This is a genomic window from Lysobacter sp. (assembly GCA_013141175.1).
Taxonomy (GTDB): Bacteria; Pseudomonadota; Gammaproteobacteria; order Xanthomonadales; family Xanthomonadaceae; genus Lysobacter_I.
Map to the genome: position 1 here is coordinate 946,737 of JABFRN010000001.1, position 20,505 is coordinate 967,241.

Below are 20,505 nucleotides of genomic sequence, written 5' to 3' on the forward strand. Positions count from 1 at the left end.
CGATGAACGACCGGCTCGAACCCGGCGAAAGCGAGCCTGTCGAGCTCGCCGCCACCCGCCGCTGGCTGGAGCGCGCGGTGATCGGCCTGAATCTCTGCCCGTTCGCCAAGGCCGTGTACGTCAAACATCAGGTGCGCTTCGTGCTGAGCGACGCCGAACTGGCGGAAGACCTGCTCGAAGAGCTCGCCGAAGAACTGCTGCGCCTGCGAGACACGCCTGCCGACCAGACCGACACCACGCTGCTCGTGCATCCGCAGGTGCTGACCGATTTCCTCGACTACAACGATTTCCTCGACCGCGTCGATGCGCTGGTCGAAGCGCTGGAACTCGACGGCACGCTGCAGGTCGCCAGTTTCCACCCCGATTACCGGTTCGCGGACACCGACGCCGACGACCCGGGCAACTGCACCAATCGTGCGCCCTACCCCACGCTGCATCTGCTGCGCGAAGCGAGCCTCGACAAGGCCATCGCCGCGTATCCGGAAGCCGACGTCATCGTGGAGCGCAATCTCGATACGATGGCCGGACTGGGTATCGAAGGGTTCCGCAAGCTTCTGCAATCAAACAGCGATTTCGACACAATGCATCGAATCGAAGCACAGTAGCGACGCGTCTTTCACTTGGACGTGATGCCATCTGCCTTCACGGCATGGCAACAGTGCAGCATTGATTTCGTCGCAATCCAGCGCCGACCACGAATGACCCGGGGCGTTTCCGGAGAAGGGGCGTTCTTTCCAGCGACGGACTCGAATTCCGCGTGGACGGGACATGCATCAACCCTGGCGCAGACGCAGGAAATGGGTGATGCTGCGAGGTGTCTCAATGGTTTTTTTCAAAAAAGCGTCTCGTACGCACCCAAAATTGCCGCGTATCGTCAGCGAACCTGTACCGGCAAACTACAGGCCGAATAACGAACCCGACACTCCGCACTGGATTTTCCGCAGATTTCGAGCGCACGCGACTCCGCCTGCGAAATAGCCTCTGAACTGGCGATGCCGACATCGTAGGCTTCGCTCATCGCGTACACGACGCATTGGTTGCGATACACCATGGCGATCTTGCAATAGCGATCACCGCCATTTTCTTTGCAAGCCCGCAGGGCGGCCTTCTCGGCTTTCCGCTTTGTCTGCATCGACTGGGCCGTGCCGAAGACGCCATTCCCGTCAGCGATAGCCCCCCAGCTGTCGAGCCACTGCGGGCCGGCCCCCGGCTCGGGCGCCATCGTGTCGTAGACACAGGAAAAACCTTCGATGTGCATGCCTTGCGGGCAGCCTCCCGAGGGTGGCGCGAACTGCGCGTAGGCGGCGCCGGTCATGACCATGAGCCAGATCGCCACGCTTGTTGTCGGGGCCGCTCTTGCCATATCAGACATCCGCTCTCGTTCGCTTCGATTCGGATTTGATCTTTTCGGCGTTGGAAATGTCCGCCGGCGCATTGACATGCTTCAATTGCTGGGCTGGCATAGACTGCACAGGCATGTTCTTGTGGCCATTATCCGGCTGCGCGCCGGGGTTAGAAGGCGCAGCATGATGGCTTGTCTGACTCGATTGCTGCGAGTGCATCTGCTGGTGTCGTGTCGAAGAGCTCCCTCCGAACGCAGAATGATACGAGAAATTTCCCAGCGTTCCTTGGAAAAACGATGCCGCCATCGGCGGTACGGTCACGATCAGCATGGTCATCACCAAGCCCAGGCCGCCCTGCTGGAGGGCCATGCTGCTGATGCCCTCGGTGTTGGTGCCCAGGAAATTGCCGACCCAGAACGATGCCGCCACGGCCAGCACCACATCCAGCGCAAGACTGACCATCACGCTCAGAACGCCCAGCGAGAACATGGTCCCGATACCGAACAACAGCCATTTATTGAAAAGCGCCTTGGTCCCGTCGAACAGCAGGCAGAGAATGAAAATCGGCCCCAGCCCCACGAACAGCGCCATCGCGATCCGGTTCAACATCAGCAGCGTTCCGCCGACCAGCGCGGGTCCGGCGATGCCGACCCCGGTGAAAAGCTGGGCGCGGGATTTCGCCGCGGCGATGGTTTCGTCGCCGCTGACCTGCAGCGCATCGATGCTCAGCATCGCCAGTTGCATGTAGCCGAGGCTTTTGTCGATCGCGCCGTAGGGGTTGTCCGTGGGGTTCCCGGTGACGGTATGGTAGATGGCGTTCATCATGTCATCGGACATGACTTTGACGATCGAAGAACCGCCGGCCGCCATGGTGGTCGCCGCCGCCACGATCAAAGCTGCGCGCAGCGAGTCCATCACCAGGGCCATCATCGATTCCTGGCTCTTGCCGGACAGGATGCGAAAACCCTTGAAAAGTATCCACAACGTCATCAGAGACAAAGCGACCGCGCCGGCCAACGACATCGTGCGGCCCAGCAGCCCCTCCAGGAACCGATCGATCCGGTAATTGACGAACTCTTTTATCTCGTAGAAGAAGAAAAGATTTCCAAGATCGTCGATGGGGCCCGCCGCCAGCGCGCCGCGCATCGGGTCAAGCCACCCAAGCAGACCCACCAGCCACTGCATGCCATCAACGATCACCGCAGGCACGTTACTATCCATGGGTATTGGCCTAATGATGCAGCGCGTTTGAGCGGTGCGCCGATCGCCCGCTCCAGTCGACGACGATCAATTCGCGTTTTTCCGCTCGTCGAGCACTTTTTTCAGCACCAGGCCCTGAACCACTCCACTGAGCATATCCGGCTGCTTTCCGTTCAGTGCACGATTGGCCAGACGTTGCTGGTATTTGTTCAATTGAGCGATATAGCTGTCGTACGCCACGATCATCGCCTGCCAATTGTCCAGATCCATCTTGGTGTTCTGGTGGTACCGCTCGATGTCGTAACTCAAGGCCTGCAATTTCCCCTGCTCGCTGCCGACGCTGGCGCGACGATCGTCGAGCGTTTTCAGCTCGTCCTGCCGATCGCGCAGGTTCCTGAGGAAGCGCACTGTTTCGTTGTATTTGAGATTCTCGGCGCGAACGATGCGTTTGCAGATTTCCAACTGTTGATCCAGGATTTCCTGGTTGGAATCCGGCTTGAAAAGATTGGAGATGACTCCCAATGGGCCGTCGCCGCTTTTTTTGCGGCACGCATCCTCCAGACCGTATTCCGGATCGACATAGGGGAGGCTGTCTTTTTCCGAACTGAGCTTGGCGGGATTGAAGCTCAATCCGCCCAGGCTGATGAGCTGTTGCTTGTATTGCCTGGCGGTCGCTTCCCAGCGTTTCGCCTGTTCCGCGAATTCCGCGACCTGCTTGGCGATCGCGGTCGGATCGATCACGACGTCGCCGACTCCGAAAATGGCGGACGCATTGCCGGACGCCAATGCGCACATCAGCGCGCCGACGATCGCTGTTTTTTTCAGGAATGGCAGACGCTTCAGGGAATTGTCGGCGCGGGCGTGAGACGGTTTCCCTGAGTGCATGGGATACTTCCTTGCTGTGCGGTTCATGAAAAATTCGTCTGCCGACGATACATGCCAGCTACCGTCGTGGTCGAGACATCGCAATGGCCATAGAGAACGCCATCGATATTGCAAAGTCAAGTGAAAATGGCGTTATTTTCCACTGGCATCATTGTTCGAGGTTGTACAAGACCGGGCCGATAGCGCACCCCATCGCGATTGATTCTTACTATCGACTCTTGCTGTCGATCGCCTTTATCGATCATCCGGCGGACGCGGCATTCCAGACCGTCGCATCGAATAGACGATCGATGTCCTGCTTGCCCAGCGCACGCCACTCTCCGGAAGGAAGATCGCCCAGCGTCGCGCCGCCCACAGACACGCGATGCAGCGCCTCGATGTGGTTGCCGACGGCCGCGAACATCCGTCGCGCCTGGTGATAGCGGCCTTCGTGCAGGGTCAGGCGCGCGTGCTGCGGCGACAGCACTTCCAACTCGGCGGGCAGCAGCGGCTTCTGTTCGGATTCCAGCATCAGCGTACCGCTGGCGAACAGCGCGGCCTCGTCGCCGCGCAGCGGATGCGCGAGCGTGGCTTCGTAGACTTTCGGCAATGCCGACTTCGGCGAAATGATCCGGTGCAACAGCGCGCCGTCGTCTGTCATCAGCAGCAGGCCGCTGGTGTCGCGATCGAGCCGGCCGACGCTGGACAACACCGGATCGCGCAGACGGAAACGCGGCGGCAGCAGATCGTAGATCAGTCGGCCCTTGTCCTTGGTCGAACAGACATGGCCGGACGGCTTGTGCAGCATGAGCAGCAACCCCTGCGGCGGGTCCAGTGGCTCGCCGTCGACACGGATCGTCTCGTGCGTCGCATGCACGCCGAGTTCGTCGTCGGTGTACAGCACTTCGCCTTCGGCATTGGTGATGCGGCCTTCGCGGAACAGCACGGTCACCTGTTTGCGACTGCCATAGCCGAGATTCGCGATGAGCTTCAGCAGTTTCATGCGCCGCCGCGCCATGCGCGCGCTTCAGCGGCGCGACTGGGTGCGCGACGCTTGCGCGCGGATGCCGGCGTCGCGGGCTGCGGCGTCGCCGCGGCGCCCTTGATCGCTTCGATGATCTTGAACCCCTGCTGCTGGGTGACGATGCGCACGCTGCCGAAATTGGCGTCAAGCTCCAGTTCGTAGGGCAGGTTGCGGTTCGCGACCAGCCACAGGCGTCCGCCGGGCACCAGCGCCGCAGCCGCAGCCGCGATGAACGCGCGGCCGATATCGGGACGCGCGGCGCCCTGCTGGGCATGGAACGGCGGATTGGTGACGATCACGTCGTACTGCTCGGACAATCCAGACGCCACGTCCTGCCAGAGGAAACGCAGCGGCAGCCGCGCAGCCGCATCGGCAAGATTGCGCTTCGCCAGATCGAGCGCGCGCGCTTCGGCTTCGTACACATCCAGCGATACGATGCCCGGGCAGCGCTGCAGCAGTTCGGCGGACAGATAGCCGTAACCGGCGCCGAGGTCGGCGGCACGGCCGCGCAGATCCGCAGGCAGATGTTCGGCCAGCAGCTGCGATGCCGGATCGATGCGATCCCATGCGAACACGCCGGGCCGGCTCATGAAGTGTCCGCCGAGGATCGGGCGCGCCGCATCCAGCGTCGACCATTCGGCGAGCAGGGCCGCATCGATCCTCGCATCGTCGCGTCGCGACCAGAACACGCGGCAGTGGTGCTTCGAGAGATTGCCGTCGAGCCCGCACAGCCGCTTGAAATCGCCTTCGCCGGATTTGGCGCCTTCGTCGTTGGCGATGCAGGCCACGACGATGCCGTCCGGCGCGCAGCGCTGCAGTGCCTGCGCGAACAGCGCGCGGGCCTCGTCGCGCTGACGCGGCGGCAGGACCAGCACCAGGGGATAGCGGACGTCGGCATCCCCGTCTTCGACATCGCCGACCGTCCAGCCCGACCGCTGCAGCGCCTCGGCATCCGGCTTGAAACTCTGTTCGCAGATCAACCCCGGACGCGGCTGCTGGCGCAGCGGCCAGCCGTCGCGGGCACGCATGAACAAAACGTGCGGAGCCGGCGCACCGCCTGCTGCGGGCCATGCCAGCAGGCCGGTTTCGAAAGGCAGGAACAGGGTTTCGAGCGCGGGGTCGCGGCGGTCAGCAGTCATTGCGGCGGCCTCGGCGGCAAAGCGGGGAATATGTCATCCGGGCATTTTATGTCAGTGCTGTGATCTTTACCGCACCGCTGCGAATCATGTGAGCATCCTCCCGAGATTCCCGCCCGTGATCGCGACCGCCGACACCATGGATTCGCCGCAAACCCGCTTCGCCGCCCTGCTCGACCAGCATCGCGGGATCGTCTTCAAGGTGGCGGCCACTTATTGCCGTCACCCCGACGACCGCCAGGATCTGGCGCAGGAGATCGCGGCCCAACTATGGCGCGCGTTTCCCGGCTACGACGCCGCGCGGCCGTTTTCGACCTGGATGTACCGGATCGCGCTCAACGTCGCGATCTCGCAGGTGCGCAGCAACAGCGGTCGCGCGCCTGCGGTGCCGCTCGAAGACCATCAGGACACCCATCCCGGCTTCGCGGTCGACGACGGCAGCGCGCAGCACGAGACCGATCAACAGCTGCGGGCGCTGTACGCGGTGATCGATCGTCAATCGCCGATCGATCGCGCGCTGCTGCTGCTGTGGCTGGAAGACCGCAGCCAGCGCGAAATCGCCGAGGTCATCGGCATCAGCGAAAGCAATGTCGCGACCAAGCTCAACCGGCTCAAACAGCGCATCCGCCAGCAGTTGGCGGATCCCGCATTCGACTGAACTTACTCAAGAACACACACATACGATGGATACCACCATGGAACTCGACGAACTCAAGCAGGCCTGGCAGACCCTCGACAAGCGCCTGCAGCAGCAGAACGCCATGCAATTCCAACTGCTCCGCGACAAGCGCATCGACAAGATGAAGTCCAGCCTGCGACCGCTGCTCATCGGTCAGATCGTCCAGATCCTGTTCGGCGCGTGGATGGTGCTGATCGGCGTCGATGTGTGGGCCTCGCATCGCGACGTGCCGCATCTGCTGATCGCCGGCATCGTGATGCATGTCTACGGCGTCGCCACCATCATCGCGGGCGGCATCGTCTGCGGGGGAATCGCCGGCATCGATCACGCCGCGCCGGTGCTCGAGCTGCAGCGCAGGCTGGCGAAACTGCGCAAGCAGTATCTTCTCGGCGGCATGTGGGTGGGTCTGCCGTGGTGGGTGATGTGGGTACCTTTCATCATGACCTTGGCGATGTCGGCGACCGGCATCGACATCTACGCCGTCGCCCGCGCGTCGTCGCCGCTCGCGAACTGGTTGAACATCAGCCTCGGCGTGGGCGTGCTCGGTCTTTTCGCGACCTGGGTCTTCCATCGCTGGTCGCGGCATCCCAGCCGCGCCGCGTTTGGCCGGAAGCTCGAAGACGATGCTGCGGGCGGCAGTCTGCGCAAGGCGCAGGCCGAACTGGATGCGTTGAGGGCCTACCAAAACGAATAGAACCAGCAATCATTGAAGGCATGCTCGTGCAGGAGCGACGGAAGTCGCGACAGGCCGCCGATTCGAATGCCGCAGCCTGTCGCGACTTCCATCGCGCCTACGAAACGCAATAAATTCCGACCTCCAGCATCGGCTCACGCATCCAATTCCCGCAGCACCAGCGATGGCGGCGCATCCAGCACGCGGCGGGTCGCGAACAGGCCCGCCGCGAGCGCTGCGAACATGCCGAGGCCGGCGCCCGCGGAAGCCATGCCCCAGTTGATCCGCCAAGGCAGATCGAACACCTGGGTCGCGACCACACCGGAAAGGATCGATGCCGCAATCGCCGCGACTACGCCGGACAGCAGGCCGATCACCAGGAACTCCGAGGCCTGCGCCAACCGCAGTTGCCTGCGACTGCCGCCGAGCGCGCGCATCACGCCGCCTTCGCGCAGGCGCTCGTCCTGGCTTGCGCTGACCGCCGCCAGCAGCACCAGCACGCCGGCGGCGAGCGAGAACCAGAACACCACCTGCACCACCATCGACACCTGATCGCCGATGCTCTTCACCTGGGTGAGGATGGCATCGATGTCGAAGACCGAAAGATTCGGGAAGCGATCGATCAGGCCCGCAGTGAATCGCTCCTGCTCCGGCGTGACCTTCACGGCGGTGATGTAGCTGGCGGGATAGTCGTCCAGCGCGCCGGGCGACGCGATCACGAAGAAATTCGGCTTGAAGCTTTCCCACTCCACCGTGCGCAGGCTGGTCACCGTCGCTTCGAAGCGCTGGCCGGCGATATCGAACGCGATGCGGTCGCCGATCTTCCAGCCCAGCGATTCCGCGAACTCATGTTCCACCGACAACTCCGGCGTCTTCGCGCCGGTTTTCGGCCACAGTTTGCCGGCGATGATCTTGTTGTCGTCGCCGAAGCCGTCTGCCGATGACAGATTGAACTCGTCTTCGGTCATCCGCCGCGCGCGTTCGTCCTGCGCGCCATGGTCGTCGGCGCTCGTGGGCTTGCCGTTGCGGGCGAGCAGGCGCCCGCGGATCATCGGGTACAGTTTCGGCGCGGCCACGCCCTGTTCGGCGATGAACGCGCGCACGCCTTCGATCTGATCGGGCTGCACATTGATGATGAAACGATTCGGCGCATCGGCCGACAGCGACAGCCGCCAGCGATCGATCAGATCGGTACGCACGAACGTGAGCAGCAGCAACGCCATCAGCCCGAGCCCGAGCGCCGAGACCTGCGCGATGCTGGTGCCGGCGCGACGACTCACGTTGGCCAGGCCGTAGCGCAAACTGCCGCGCAGGCGCGAGCGCAGGCGCCGCACCAGCAGGATCAGCAGATACGCGATCAGCGCCAACGCCGCCAGCGTCGCGACGATGCCCAGCAGCATGATGCCGCCAAGCGCGGCCGAACCCGCCTGCCACCACAGCAAGGCACCGAGGCCGCCGAACCCCAGGAGCGCCACCAGCCATGCGCTGGGTTCGGCGGCATCCAGATCGCGACGCAGCACGCGCAGCGCCGGCACGCGACGCAGCGCAAGCACCGGCGGCGCGCCGAACGACATCAGCACCACGATGCCGACCGCGAACCCATGCAGCGCCGGCCATGGGCTCGCGGGCGGAATCGCGACCTGCAATTTTTCCGCCAGCCAAGCGCCGAGCGCCCACTGCATTGCGAACGCGATCACGATGCCGACCAGGCTCGCGACCACGCCGAGGATCAGCAATTCGCCGATGTGGATCGCGGCCAGCGTGCGCTGGCTCGCGCCGAGGCAGCGCATCACCGCCGCGCCGGACAGATGGCGCTCGCTGTGGCGACGCGCGGCCATCGCCACCGCAACCGCCGCCAGCACCACCGACACCAATGCCGCAAGACCGAGAAAACGCCCGGCGCGATCCAGCGCGGAGCGGACCTCCGGACGCGCGTCGCCGATGGTTTCCACGCGCTGGTCGCGACCGAGCGCCGCACGCGCGGTCTCCGCGAACGTTTCGACCGCAGCAGGTTCGCCCGCGATCACCAGTTTGTAGCCGACGCGGCTGCCGGGCTGGATCAATCCTGTCGCGGGCAAGTCGGCCATCGCGAGGAATACTTTCGGCGCGACGTTGAAATAATCGATGGCGCCGTCGGGCTCCTGCAGCACCACGGCAGCGAGTGCCAACTCGACATTGCCCACGCCGATGAGATCGCCGCGCTTCGCACCCAAGGCATCGGCGCCGCCGCGGCTCAGCCACAAGGTCCCGGGCGCGGGGCCGCCGTCGATGTTGCGCTCGCCTTTCGCATCGACGATCCGGAACTGCCCGCGCAACGGGAAACCTTCGCCCAATGCGCGCAGTTCGCCCAGGCGCAGGCGTGCGGTGTCGCCGCTGCCGACCCGGATCATGCTCGGCAGCTCGGCGATTTCGGCACGACGCAGACCGTTGTTTTTCGAGGCTTCGAGGATTTTCCCGACGATGGGCGCATCGCCGCGCACCACCGCGTCGCCACCGAGCAGGCGGTTCGCTTCGATGATCAGCGCGCGCGCGGCGCGATCGGTCACGAAGCCCACGGACGTCACCGCGATCACCGCGAGCACCAGCGCGGCGACGAGGATCCGGATGTCGCCGGCCGCGAGATCGCGCCGCAACTGGCGCCAGGCCAGCGAGAGCAGCTTCATGACGACCTCCGCTGCACCAGCGTTCGCCCGACATCCCCGCGCACGCGGGGATCCAGTGGCATCGCATGCAGTGACATTGCATGCAGTGAAGTCGCGTGCGCGGCGGCGAAGACGCTGGATTCCCGCGTACGCGGGAACGACGCGGAACGATGTGCCGCCATCATGCCGACACCAACCGGCCGCCATCCAGGCGCAGCATGCGATGGCAGCGCGACGCGAGATGCTCATCGTGGGTCACCAACACCAGCGTGGTGCCGGCATCGGCATTCAAGCCGAACAGCAGTTCGATGATCGCCTGTCCGGTGCGGGTATCGAGATTGCCGGTGGGCTCGTCCGCGAACAGCAGCGCCGGCCGGGTCACGAACGCGCGCGCCAGCGCCACGCGCTGCTGTTCGCCACCGGACAATTGCCGCGGGTAGTGGTCGAGACGTTCGCCCAGACCGACCTTCTGCAGGATCGCGCGCGCCGGTCCGTCGACATCGGCATCGCCGCGCAGCTCCAGCGGCAGCATCACGTTTTCCAATGCGGTCAACGATGGCAGCAACTGGAAATTCTGGAAGACGAAACCGACCTTCTCGCCGCGCACCTTCGCGCGCCCGTCCTCGTCCAGCGTCGACAGCGGCGCACCATCCAGCAGCACCCGCCCGTCGCTGGGCGTATCCAGCCCGGCCATCAGCGCCAGAAGCGTGCTCTTGCCGGACCCCGAAGCGCCGACGATCGCGACGCTGTCGCCGGTCGCGATCTCGAACCCGATGCCGTCGAGGATGGTCAGCTCACTGGTGGGCAGGCGGACGCGTTTGGCCAGGGATTCGATGGTGAGTGCGGGGGGCTTGGAGGCAACGACGACGGATGGCTGATCGGTCAGAGGCAAGGTCATGGGGCGTCGCTGTGGGGGAGACGAGGGGTCGATATTGGGGGAGCGGAGGGAGGATGCAAGCCCGGGGACGACCCAACTGATGGCATGCATGGGCGCCTGGCGTGGTCGGATGCGGCGATTCCGCATGGCATCGAGGAACTGCAGGGCGGAACCCGGGCAGCCGATTCCGCCGAAGACGGGAACGACATGATGCATGCGAGGTAGGATGGGCCGGACGCAGCGATGCCCATCCATGGCTTCGGGCAGAGCGATCGGCATCGCTGCGCTCGATCCATCCTGTGGAATATCGAGCGGGGTCTGGCCTTGAACATTTTCTTCCGCCTCATTCCTGTTGCCGTTGCGCTGTGCGCTGCGGGCATCACGGGTTGCGCTTCGACACGCGTGGCGATGTCCGCGCAAGGCAACGAGGCCGTGTCCATTCCGTTCACGCTCAGCAAACAGAACAATATCGTGGTCGAGGTACGGATCAACGATTCGCACATCGTGCATCTGATGCTGCACAGCGCGTCATCGGACGTCACGTTGACCGAGGAAGCGGTTCGCCGTCTCGGCGATATCGCGCTCGGAAACGATGCCAAGATCCAGAGCTGGGGCGGGACTTCGGATTCGCGCTACAGCACGGGCAACCGCATGCGGATCGGGCCGTTGACGCGGGACGGCGTCACGCTTTGGGAGAACAGGAATTCCGGCGAAGGCACGGACGGTAAGTTCGGATTGGATTTTTTCGGCGACGCGGTGGTCGAGATCGACTACGACAGCGGGCGCATCGTCGTCCACGACCGACTGCCGGACAAGGCGCGCGATTACCAGTCGCTCGCGATCGAGAACGAGGACGGCGAGCTCTACGTCGAGGGCCTCTGCCTGTTCGGCGACGAAACGCGCGCGAATCGATTCCTGATCCACTCCGGCTATGCGGGCGGCCTTCTGCTGGACGATGCGTTTGCGGCGTCGAGCGGCATCGACGGCAGGATCGCGATCACCGAAACCAGCCGTCTGACCGACTCTTACGGGCATGTCATCGAGGTCAAGAAAGGCGTGATGCCCGGTTTTTCGCTGGGCCGGCTCACGCTCTCCGATGTCCCCGTGGGATTCTTTTCCGGAAGGATCGGAAACCAGGACAAGAGCGTGCTGGGCGGCGCGATCCTGAAACGGTTCAATCTGATCTTCGATCTCGGCCGGAAAAAACTCTACCTTCGGCCTCGCGGTACGCAAGGGAGCCAAAGGCCTGCCTGACGACGCCGCTTGCGCTGTGCGCGCATGCACTGGACACGGTGGGGTTCGCTGCGCTCGCCCCACCGTGCGTCACGGGGCAGGCCGATGGACGGACCTGCCTGTATCCGGTCCATCAAGAAATGCAGGGACCGCCATTGACCGGGCAGGAACGGAGATACACCCACACCGGGGGCCTGCATATGTAGTAGTGGCGATAGCCACCGGACAGGATGAATACGGTACGGCCCGAGAGGCTTGCCGTACAGGCGATGTTCGGCCCGGATGCACTGGCGGTGCCGGCAATCGACATACCCGCCACAAGAACCGCGATCGCAATTCCCTTGATAATTCCTTGCTTCATAAATCCTCCTGATTAGATCAGCTGAAGTTGCTGGATGTGGATCATCCGGTTCGGCACTTCGCGTGATACGGGTGATGCGCGCACCAATCCCGGACGGGCAGTCAGCCTTTTCTGCCCGCATTTCGAGTATGCGGGCTTTGGCATGGCGCCGCAATCGAGCCTGTTCAGGCTCTTCGGTGCATGTTTATGCAACAGGACATTGCATGATGTTGATTCAACAACATGAATGATCATCGCCTCATTGGCATGCGTTGCACTGCTGCATCCAGCAGCAGTCGCTGAACCGCAGGGCGGAACCCGCGCAACGGATTCCGCCGAATTCATGCACGACGCGACCTCAGAACGACGGATTTTCAACCATGGCGCTGGTCACGGCCCCTGGCGGCTCTGCCCTACGCACGATCGATATCGTGCATCGATTCACCTGCGTCGGTTTCGAAGCGGCCATCATTTCAATTCGACGTCGTCGATCTGGAACGCGAACGCGCCGACCGGCTGGCCGGCGGTGAACGCGAAGCCGCGTACCCGGCCCAGGTCCGCGCCGTTGAAGCTGTCGAGCGGGATACGCACTTCGGTCCACTCAGAACCGGCGACGAAGGGTTTCATGCTCGGCATCGACTGCATCTGCACGCCGGAGAACAGCATGACGCTGTAGTCGCGACCATCGCCGCGCGCGCGGAACACCAGTTCCTTGCGTGCCGAGAGATCGGCAGGCTGCATCGGCGCGCTCGCCGGGAAATACATCGCGCCGGACCACGGGAAAGCGAAGCCGGTCTTGATTTCGCCGCTCACCGCCAGCGCGCCCTTGTCGCGCTTGAGCGTCGCGATCGACGCACCGCCGGCCAATTGATCGGTGGTCTGCATCCAGCCGGCGCCGAATTTCGCCGGCAGCATGCCCATCGGCGAGGTCGCGACATCGCCTTCGAAATCGTCGACCAGGCTGCCAGCGGGAATCGCTTCGCCGATGGGCGCAGTGGGCGCCTGCGGCTGCACGCGCGCGACGGCGTAACCGTTCTTCCACACATGCACGATCGCGCGGGTGGCGAGGATGTCGCGGGTCGGGTCGCCGTCGACCATCCACAGATCCGCGCGTTGGCCCGCCGCGATACGGCCGCGATCGCCAAGATTGAAGCGACGCGCGGGCACCGAGGTCGCGGCGGCAAGCGCTTCGCTCGGCGTGAGGCCGGCGCGCACCAGCAATTCGAGTTCGCCGTGCATGCTCGCGCCATGGGCGGTGCCGGGATTGCCGGCGTCGGTACCCGCCAGGATGTCGACACCGGCCGCATGCAGTGCGCGCACATTGGCGATGGCATTGGCGAGTATCCCGGGCTTCGGCGCAGCGGCGCCGAACGTCGCTTTCAGGCTGTCGGCCTGCGCAGCGGCGAGCCACGGCTTCAACCGCGCGTCTTCGCCGAGCGCGCGGCCTTCGCCGGTCTGCGCCATCGTCGCCAGCACCGAGAGCGTCGGTATGACGAAAGCCTTGCTCTTCTTCGCGGAATCAAGGAACGCCGCGTCGCCCGGCTCACCGAAGATATGCACGAGGCCATCGGCGCCGCCGGCGATCGCCGACCTGCCTTCGCTCAGGCGCGAGACGTGGACGACCGCGAGTTTGCGCGCCTTGTGCGCGGCGGCGATGGCGGACTTCACCTGCGCTTCGGCGATCGTCGGGATGCGCATCGTCGCGCTGTACGCGCTCATGTCTTCGATGATGAGCTTGATGTAATCCGAACCTTCGCCGACGCGCGCGGCGACGAACGCCGCAGCATCGCCATCGGCGGCGAGCGTCGGCACTTTCATGCCGTACTGGGTGCCGTGGCCGCCGGGTGCGGTGACGGCGGCACCTGCACTCCACAGATCGGCTTCGTCGCTGCGCGCCAGCGATTCGCGTTTTGTTTTCAGTGCGGGCAGGCGGCCGGGGTCGCCCATCATGTCCAATTCGGCGGTCACGCCGAAACGCAGCGCATCGCGCGGCGCATCGCCCCAGCTGTGGGTATGCGCGTCGATCAGCCCGGGCAACAGCGTCTTGCCGCTGCCATCGATGGTGGGAAAGTCCTTCGGCGCATCGAATTTGGCACCGACGGCGGCGATGCGTCCGTCGATCACCAGCACGCTGGTATTCGGCAGCACGCGCGTGCCGTCGAAGACGCGGACATTGCGGATGACGAAGTCGTTGTCGGCATCGTTGTCGCGGGCGGGCGTAGCGGCTTGCGATGCGCTGGAGAGCGACGCGGCGATCGCGATGGCGACCGCAACGCCGGTGCCGGAACGGCGAGTGCAGGGTTTCATGGCAGGACTCCTCATGGGACTGGGGATGGAACGGTTCTGGAAGGACAAGACGCTCCGGACCGCCGATGCGACATCGGCAGGACATCGTTGAAACGCAGCGCGTCGGCGTCAGGCGGGCGGTGGTGGGCGGGGCGTGTTCACAGCCAGCCCTTCTGCCGGGCAAGCCGATAGGCTTCGATGCGGTTGCCGACGCCGAGCTTGCCGATGGCTTCGGAGAGGTAATTGCGTACGGTGCCGTGGGAAAGATTCAACTGGATGGCGATTTCCCCGGCGGACAGGCCTTCGCCGGCAAGACGCAGCGCCTGGCGTTCGCGATCGTTGAGCGGATCGGCTTCGGACCAGGCTTCGAGAGCGAGCTGCGGGTCGATCGCTTTGCCGCCGCGATGCACCTTGCGCAGCGCTTCGGCGAGATCTTCGGCCGGCGCATCCTTCAGCAGATAGCCCGAGACGCCGGCATCCAGCGCGCGACGCAGGAAACCGGCGCGCGCGAAGGTGGTCACGATCACCACCTTCGTCGGCAGCGCATGACGCTGGATGCGCTGCGCCAGTTCCAGCCCGGTGATGCCGGGCATTTCGATATCGGTGACCAGCAGGTCGGGCTTGAGCCGCTGCAGTTCGCGCCACGCGGCCTCACCGTCGGCGGCGGCACCGAGCACTTCGATGTCGTTCTCCAGCGACAGCAGTGCGGTGAGCGCGCCGCGCACCATCGCCTGGTCTTCCGCCAGCAGCACGCGGATCATGCCTGCGCCGCCACATTGGACGCCGCCGCGACGGGGGCATCATCGTGCTCGAGATGCGCAGCGAGCGGCACATGCGCTTCGATGCGCGTGCCCTCGCCCTTGCGCGAGTCGATGCGCAGCCGTCCGCCGAGCGCTTCGATCCGCTGGCGCATGCCGTCGAGACCGTTGCCCGGCGCGACCGCGCCGCCGCGACCATCGTCGACGATCCGCAGCACCGCTTCGCCATCGACCATGTTGATCGCGATGCGCGTTTCGCGGGCGCGTGCGTGGCGCTGGATATTGGTGACCGCCTCGCGCAGGGTCATCGCCAGCGCGGTTTCGACGTTCGCGGGCAACATGCGCGGATCGCTGCTGTGCGGGTCGATGTCGGACACGAACGCGATGCCATCGCTGTCGAGCAGCAGTTTCGCGGAGACGAGTTCCGCGGCGAGTCCGGTGGCGCGGATGCCGGTGACCGCAGAGCGCACCTGCGACAGCGCATCGCGCGCGACCCGGCTGACTTCGACGATCTCGCGGTGCGCGGCCTCGCGCGCCTCCGGCGAATCTCCGCGCAGCAACAGTTTGCCGGCCAGCTCGCTTTTCAGCGCCACCAGCGACAGCGTGTGCCCGAGCAGGTCGTGCAGGTCGCGGCCGATGCGTTCGCGCTCGGCCAGCGCGGCGAGCCGGCGCACTTCGTCGTGCGAGAGCTTCAGCTCGGCGCGCTTGCGGTTGCTTTCGACGAAATGATGGTTGCCGAAGAACACCGCCACCGACACGATCAGGGTGATCAGGAAGATGAAAATGGGGTATTCCAGGACCATGACTTCGGCCAGGAAACCGCCGAGCATCGCCATCGCGAGTGTCAGCCGCTTCCACAGCGGACCGCCGATCATCGCGGCGAATCCGACCGCGTAGATCGTGTAGGCATTCGCGAACGGGTTGTACGGCAGCAGCGCGTAGCCGACGGCGGCGATCGCCAGCGCGCACAGCAGCGAGCGAACGCCGATTGCGCGGTATGCCGCGAAATACAGCGGCAGGAACACCGCGATCGACAGCAGGGTGGGTGCGAGCACGTACGACAGCGGTTGGCGCCAGCCATTGGATTCGTCGAACCACGACAGCAGCAGCGGCATGAACAGGAACACCAGATAGCCAAGCGTGTAGAACGGCATCCAGCCCAGCCCGTGCGACTCGGGGACCAGGCGTCCGCGCCAGCGCAGCAACAGCGACTTCAGCGATGGGCTCATGACAGGCCTCGTGCGCGGGAGGAGAGGATGGACACTGGCACTGTAACGGCCGCCGGCTCAGGCCGCGAGCCGACGACGCGCCAGCATGAAGAACAACACCGTGACACCGAGCAGCACGCCCAGGTGCAGGCCAAGACTGCCGCCGGCGTCCATGCCGATGACTTTCAGCGCGACCTGCGAATGATGGTAGGACGGCCACACCGGCGCGAATCCGGCGATCCACGCCGGCAGGAACTTCAGCGGTATCCACAGCCCCGACAGGAAGGCCATCGGCAGATACAGCAGATTGACCACCGCCGGCGCGCCCTGGCCGCCGACCAGCGTACCGACGAACAAGCCCAGCGCGGCGAACGGCAGCACGCCGATGACATTGACGACCCACAGCAGCAGCCATTGCGACGCGCGCAGCTCGACGCCGCCGACGGTGGCGGCCAGCGCCGCCAGCAGCAGCGAGATCATCATGGCGAACACCATCGCCATCGCCATCTTCGCGAACAGATACGCGCCGGGCGGCATCGGCAGCGCGCGCTTGTAGATCAGGAACCCCTGTTCACGCTCCAGCGCCACGCTCACGCCGAAGGCGAACATGCCGATGCCCATCACGCCGAACACACCGTACGTGGCGAGCAGATAACGCGCGGCGTCGCCGTTGCCCTTGTTCAGGAGCACGCCGAACAGCACGTAGAACAGGCACGGGAACAGCAGCGACGGCAGCGCGAACGACGGCGTGCGCAGGACGCGCAGGAACTCGTACCTGGCTTCGAGCACATAGCTGCGCAGCGGCGAATGCGCGGGCATCGGGAGGGTGGTGGCGTTCATCAGGCGGCTTCCTGTACGGGTGTCTGGCGGGTGATTTCGAGAAAGGCGTCGGCGAGACCGGCGCGCTGCACTTCGAGTTCGCTCAGGGCGGCGTCCTCGGCCAGCAGCCGGCGCACCACCGGCTCGGTGGCATCGGTCAGCACTTCGATCCGCGCAGGATTGCCGTCGCCACCGCGCAGCGCGCTGCGCACGCCCGGCCAGCTGGCGACGCGTGCGACATCGAGCGCCGACAGGCAGCGGATGCGCCGCTGGGACACCAGCGCGCGGATGTCGTGCATGCGCCCGGCCGCGACGACCTTGCCGCTGTTGAGCACCACCACCCGCTGCGCCAGCGCTTCGGCTTCCTCCAGATAGTGCGTGGTCAGCAGGATCCCGACACCGTCGGCCACCAGTTGCCGGATCGTCGCCCACATCCGCTGGCGCGCATCGATGTCCAGACCGGTGGTGGGTTCGTCGAGGAACAGCACTTCGGGGTTGCCGCAGATCGCCAGTGCGAACTGCACGCGCCGCTGCTGGCCGCCCGACAGCCGGCCGTAGCGCCGGTCCATCAGGCCTTCCAGTCCGGCGAGCGCGACGCAGTCGGCCACGCTGCGCGGCGACGGGTAATAGCTGCGCGTGAGATCGAGCAGTTCGCAGACCCGGCTGGTCTCGGGGATGCCCGCCGACTGCAGCATCACGCCCATGCGCCTGCGCACGGCCATGTCGCCCGGAGGCTGCCCGAACAGCTCGGCGCTGCCTTCGTCGGCCGCCAGCAACCCCAGCAGCAGCGCGATCGCGGTGCTTTTGCCGGCGCCGTTGGCGCCGAGCAGGGCCAGCACTTCGCCGCGCTGGAGGGACAGGTCGACCCCGTCCAGCGCCAGGGTGGCGCCGTAGCGCTTGCGGCTGCCGCGCAGTTGCGCGAGGGATCGGTCAGCAAGGAATCGGTCAGGAACGGTCGGGCTCATCGTCGGCACTCCGGTTACGATGTCGTCAGACTAGGCACCCGTCCGGCCGGTGGACAGTCGGAAGCGTCAGTCATCGACCATGACATTCGTCAGCTGACGACGGGGGGCCGAGGCATTACTCTTTGCCCTCGCTTGAGCCCGTCCCTCCCGGACAGGCCCAGTGGCCGGAAGCCCGGGCACGCCTGTGCTCCCGTCGGAACGCTCCCATCGGAACAGGCGCCCGCGCGCCTGCTTCGTGATCCCCAGACTGCATCGCGACGATGCCGACGGCTCCAGCAGGGCCTGCGGCAATGGCTGTCAGCGGGGCTGATGTTTCAGACTTGTGGGCTGTTCTGCGATTTTCGGTCACACTTTGCCTTTGCGACAACATTACGAATTCGTCTTGGAAGACCATGAATACCAACGCTGATCTGCTCAAGGAACTTCGCATCGACCGCAACGCCTCCGCCGAACCACCGTCCTCGCGGCGCGGTCTCTGGATCGGCCTGGTCGCGACCGCCGTGGTGGCGCTGCTCGGAATCGGCGGCTGGAAGCTGTTCGCCGGCAACGACAGTATCGAAGTCCGCATGGCCTCCGCCGCCCCGATCGCCGCCAGCAGCAGCGGGGCCGCCTCGGTGCTGGACGCCACCGGCTATGTCGTTCCGCGCCGCATCGCCACGGTTTCGGCGAAAGTCACCGGCAAGGTCCGCGAAATCCTGATCGAGGAAGGCATGCGGGTGGAAGCCGGCCAGATCCTGGCGACGCTCGATCCGATCGACGCCGACTCGTCGCGCGCATTGGCGCAATCGCAATTGGAAGCCTCGCGCAGTCAGGTCGACAGCGTTTCCGCGCAATTGAAGGAAGCGGAAGCCAACGCTTCGCGCCTGGGCCAACTGATCGGCCAGAAGCTGGTTTCGCGCCAACAGTATGAGCAGGCCGTCGCCGCGCGCGACTCGCTGCGCGCGCAGTTGATCACCGCGCAGCGCAACGCCCAGGTGTCCTCCGATTCGCTGCGCATCGCCGACAACGGCGTGGACAACACCATCGTTCGCGCGCCGTTCGCCGGCATCATCATCGCCAAATCCGCGCAGCCGGGCGAAATCATCTCGCCGGCCGCCGCGGGCGGCGGCTTCACCCGCACCGGTATCGGCACCATCGTCGATATGGATTCGCTGGAAATCGAAGTGGATGTCAACGAGGCCTACATCGGCAAAGTCCAGCCGAAGATGCCGGTGGAGGCGACCCTCAACGCCTACCCGGACTGGAAGATTCCGGCCGAAGTCATCGCGATCATTCCCACCGCCGACCGCAGCAAGGCCACGGTGAAGGTCCGCATCGCACTGCTGCAGCGCGACGGACGCATCGTCCCGGACATGGGCGTGCGGGTGAGCTTCCTCGACAAGAAGACCGCTACCGACCCGGCGGCGCCCGTGGCGCCCAAACCGGTCGGCGTACTGGTCCCCAACGATGCCATCACCCAGCGCAAGATCGAGGGCAAGGACACCGATATCGTCTTCATCGTCGAGGAGGGCAAGGCGATCGCCACGCCCGTCCAGACGGCGGAGGTCCGCGGCGAGCAGCGCGTGGTGCTGTCCGGCCTGTCGCCCGGCGACACCGTGGTCTCCGCACCGCCCGTCGAGCTGCAGGACGGGGCCGAAGTGTCCGAAAAGGCCGCCAAGTAACCTCCCCCGCGAGCGTCCATTACGCGCCCCAGACGGCGCTTCCCACATCCACCATCAGCCCCTGTGAGAGATCGCCCATGTCCGCATTGATCAGCATCCGCGACGTCACCAAGACCTACAGCCGCGGCAAACAGCAGGTCGAAGTCCTGCACGGCATCAACCTGGAAATCCCCAAGGGCGATTTCGTCGCACTGATGGGCCCGTCCGGCTCCGGCAAAACCACGCTGCTGAACCTGATCGGTGGACTGGACCAGCCCACCGGCGGCGAGATCAGCATCGATGGCAAGCGCATCGACACCCTCAGCGCCGGCCAGCTCACCCAATGGCGGGCCAGCAACGTGGGCTTCGTCTTCCAGTTCTACAACCTGATGCCGGTGCTCACCGCCCAGGGCAACGTCGAGCTGCCGCTGCTGCTGACCAAACTCAATGCGGCGCAGCGCAAGCGCAACGCCGAAGTCGCGCTGCAGGTCGTTGGCCTGGGCGATCGCGGCAAGCACAAGCCGCGCGAACTCTCCGGCGGACAGGAACAGCGCGTCGCCATCGCCCGCGCCATCGTCTCCGACCCCAGCCTGCTGGTATGCGACGAGCCGACCGGCGATCTCGACCGCAAGACCGCCGACGAGATCCTGACCCTGCTGCAGACGCTCAACCGCGAACATGGCAAGACCATCGTGATGGTCACCCACGATCCGCTCGCTGCGGAGTACGCCAAGCGTACGGTCCATCTCGACAAGGGCCGGCTGATCGAGCAGGCCCACGCAGCGCACGCGCCGGCCTGAGCCGCGCAGGGAGATCGA

At 65.1% G+C, this 20,505-nt stretch carries 20 protein-coding genes; 6 read left to right on the forward strand and 14 right to left on the reverse strand.

Annotated features, from left to right (window positions below; genetic code table 11):
* The first annotated feature begins 2 nt into the window (after positions 1 to 2).
* Positions 3 to 605 carry a DUF1415 domain-containing protein gene (locus HOP03_04355; GenBank protein NOT87396.1) on the forward strand — a complete coding sequence of 201 codons (603 nt, stop codon included), beginning with the start codon at positions 3 to 5 and terminating at the stop codon, positions 603 to 605.
* Positions 606 to 874: 269 nt separating this feature from the next.
* Here the strand turns inward: HOP03_04355 and HOP03_04360 are convergent, their stop codons facing one another.
* The 5 genes from HOP03_04360 to HOP03_04380 form a co-directional block, all read right to left on the reverse strand.
* Positions 875 to 1,315 (reverse strand): DUF4189 domain-containing protein, encoded by a 441-nt coding sequence (locus HOP03_04360; GenBank protein NOT87397.1) that lies wholly within the window; start codon positions 1,313 to 1,315, stop codon positions 875 to 877.
* A 49-nt stretch (positions 1,316 to 1,364) separates the two neighbouring features.
* The gene (locus tag HOP03_04365; protein ID NOT87398.1) at positions 1,365 to 2,333 is read right to left on the reverse strand and encodes a type IV secretion system protein; all 969 of its coding nucleotides are present in this window, start codon (positions 2,331 to 2,333) and stop codon (positions 1,365 to 1,367) included.
* Between the two features lie 297 nt (positions 2,334 to 2,630).
* The gene (locus HOP03_04370) at positions 2,631 to 3,548 is read right to left on the reverse strand and encodes a hypothetical protein (protein NOT87399.1); all 918 of its coding nucleotides are present in this window, start codon (positions 3,546 to 3,548) and stop codon (positions 2,631 to 2,633) included.
* Positions 3,549 to 3,669: 121 nt separating this feature from the next.
* Positions 3,670 to 4,410: a pseudouridine synthase gene (locus HOP03_04375; protein ID NOT87400.1), complete on the reverse strand. Its 741-nt coding sequence runs from the start codon at positions 4,408 to 4,410 to the stop codon at positions 3,670 to 3,672.
* Positions 4,407 to 5,570 (reverse strand): class I SAM-dependent methyltransferase, encoded by a 1,164-nt coding sequence (locus HOP03_04380; GenBank protein NOT87401.1) that lies wholly within the window; start codon positions 5,568 to 5,570, stop codon positions 4,407 to 4,409. Before HOP03_04380 ends, HOP03_04375 begins: the two co-directional genes overlap by 4 nt.
* 136 nt (positions 5,571 to 5,706) lie before the next feature.
* On the opposite strand from HOP03_04380, the gene HOP03_04385 reads away from it, so the two are divergent.
* Both HOP03_04385 and HOP03_04390 read left to right on the forward strand, forming a co-directional pair.
* On the forward strand, positions 5,707 to 6,225 hold the full coding sequence (locus HOP03_04385; protein NOT87402.1) for an RNA polymerase sigma factor: 519 nt from the start codon (positions 5,707 to 5,709) through the stop codon (positions 6,223 to 6,225).
* A 25-nt stretch (positions 6,226 to 6,250) separates the two neighbouring features.
* Positions 6,251 to 6,940 carry a hypothetical protein gene (locus tag HOP03_04390; GenBank protein NOT87403.1) on the forward strand — a complete coding sequence of 230 codons (690 nt, stop codon included), beginning with the start codon at positions 6,251 to 6,253 and terminating at the stop codon, positions 6,938 to 6,940.
* Between the two features lie 134 nt (positions 6,941 to 7,074).
* On the opposite strand, the gene HOP03_04395 is transcribed toward HOP03_04390, so the two are convergent.
* The gene (locus tag HOP03_04395) at positions 7,075 to 9,582 is read right to left on the reverse strand and encodes an FtsX-like permease family protein (protein ID NOT87404.1); all 2,508 of its coding nucleotides are present in this window, start codon (positions 9,580 to 9,582) and stop codon (positions 7,075 to 7,077) included.
* A 160-nt stretch (positions 9,583 to 9,742) separates the two neighbouring features.
* On the reverse strand, positions 9,743 to 10,459 hold the full coding sequence (locus HOP03_04400; GenBank protein NOT87405.1) for an ABC transporter ATP-binding protein: 717 nt from the start codon (positions 10,457 to 10,459) through the stop codon (positions 9,743 to 9,745).
* A gap of 303 nt (positions 10,460 to 10,762) precedes the next feature.
* On the opposite strand from HOP03_04400, the gene HOP03_04405 reads away from it, so the two are divergent.
* The gene (locus tag HOP03_04405; protein ID NOT87406.1) at positions 10,763 to 11,692 is read left to right on the forward strand and encodes a clan AA aspartic protease; all 930 of its coding nucleotides are present in this window, start codon (positions 10,763 to 10,765) and stop codon (positions 11,690 to 11,692) included.
* A gap of 112 nt (positions 11,693 to 11,804) precedes the next feature.
* Here HOP03_04405 and HOP03_04410 read toward each other — a convergent pair whose 3' ends face one another.
* The 7 genes from HOP03_04410 to HOP03_04440 all read right to left on the reverse strand — a co-directional run bounded on the left by HOP03_04410 (position 11,805) and on the right by HOP03_04440 (position 18,047).
* Positions 11,805 to 12,032, reverse strand: a complete 228-nt coding sequence (locus HOP03_04410) for a hypothetical protein (GenBank protein ID NOT87407.1) — start codon at positions 12,030 to 12,032, stop codon at positions 11,805 to 11,807.
* A 12-nt stretch (positions 12,033 to 12,044) separates the two neighbouring features.
* Positions 12,045 to 12,266: a hypothetical protein gene (locus HOP03_04415; protein NOT87408.1), complete on the reverse strand. Its 222-nt coding sequence runs from the start codon at positions 12,264 to 12,266 to the stop codon at positions 12,045 to 12,047.
* Positions 12,267 to 12,479: 213 nt separating this feature from the next.
* Entirely contained in the window at positions 12,480 to 14,318 is a 1,839-nt protein-coding gene (locus tag HOP03_04420; protein ID NOT87409.1) for an amidohydrolase family protein, read from the reverse strand.
* Positions 14,319 to 14,455: 137 nt separating this feature from the next.
* Positions 14,456 to 15,058 (reverse strand): response regulator transcription factor, encoded by a 603-nt coding sequence (locus HOP03_04425; GenBank protein ID NOT87410.1) that lies wholly within the window; start codon positions 15,056 to 15,058, stop codon positions 14,456 to 14,458.
* Positions 15,055 to 16,209, reverse strand: a complete 1,155-nt coding sequence (locus HOP03_04430) for a sensor histidine kinase (protein NOT87411.1) — start codon at positions 16,207 to 16,209, stop codon at positions 15,055 to 15,057. The genes HOP03_04425 and HOP03_04430 overlap by 4 nt, the downstream gene beginning before the upstream one ends.
* 132 nt (positions 16,210 to 16,341) lie before the next feature.
* On the reverse strand, positions 16,342 to 17,103 hold the full coding sequence (locus HOP03_04435) for an ABC transporter permease (GenBank protein NOT87412.1): 762 nt from the start codon (positions 17,101 to 17,103) through the stop codon (positions 16,342 to 16,344).
* Positions 17,103 to 18,047, reverse strand: a complete 945-nt coding sequence (locus HOP03_04440; GenBank protein ID NOT87413.1) for an ABC transporter ATP-binding protein — start codon at positions 18,045 to 18,047, stop codon at positions 17,103 to 17,105. The genes HOP03_04435 and HOP03_04440 overlap by 1 nt, the downstream gene beginning before the upstream one ends.
* 392 nt (positions 18,048 to 18,439) lie before the next feature.
* Here HOP03_04440 and HOP03_04445 point away from each other — a divergent pair, with 392 nt between their 5' ends.
* Both HOP03_04445 and HOP03_04450 read left to right on the forward strand, forming a co-directional pair.
* Complete coding sequence (locus HOP03_04445) at positions 18,440 to 19,708, forward strand: efflux RND transporter periplasmic adaptor subunit (GenBank protein ID NOT87414.1); 1,269 nt, start codon at positions 18,440 to 18,442, stop codon at positions 19,706 to 19,708.
* Between the two features lie 77 nt (positions 19,709 to 19,785).
* Positions 19,786 to 20,487 carry an ABC transporter ATP-binding protein gene (locus HOP03_04450; protein NOT87415.1) on the forward strand — a complete coding sequence of 234 codons (702 nt, stop codon included), beginning with the start codon at positions 19,786 to 19,788 and terminating at the stop codon, positions 20,485 to 20,487.
* Positions 20,488 to 20,505: the final 18 nt, after the last annotated feature.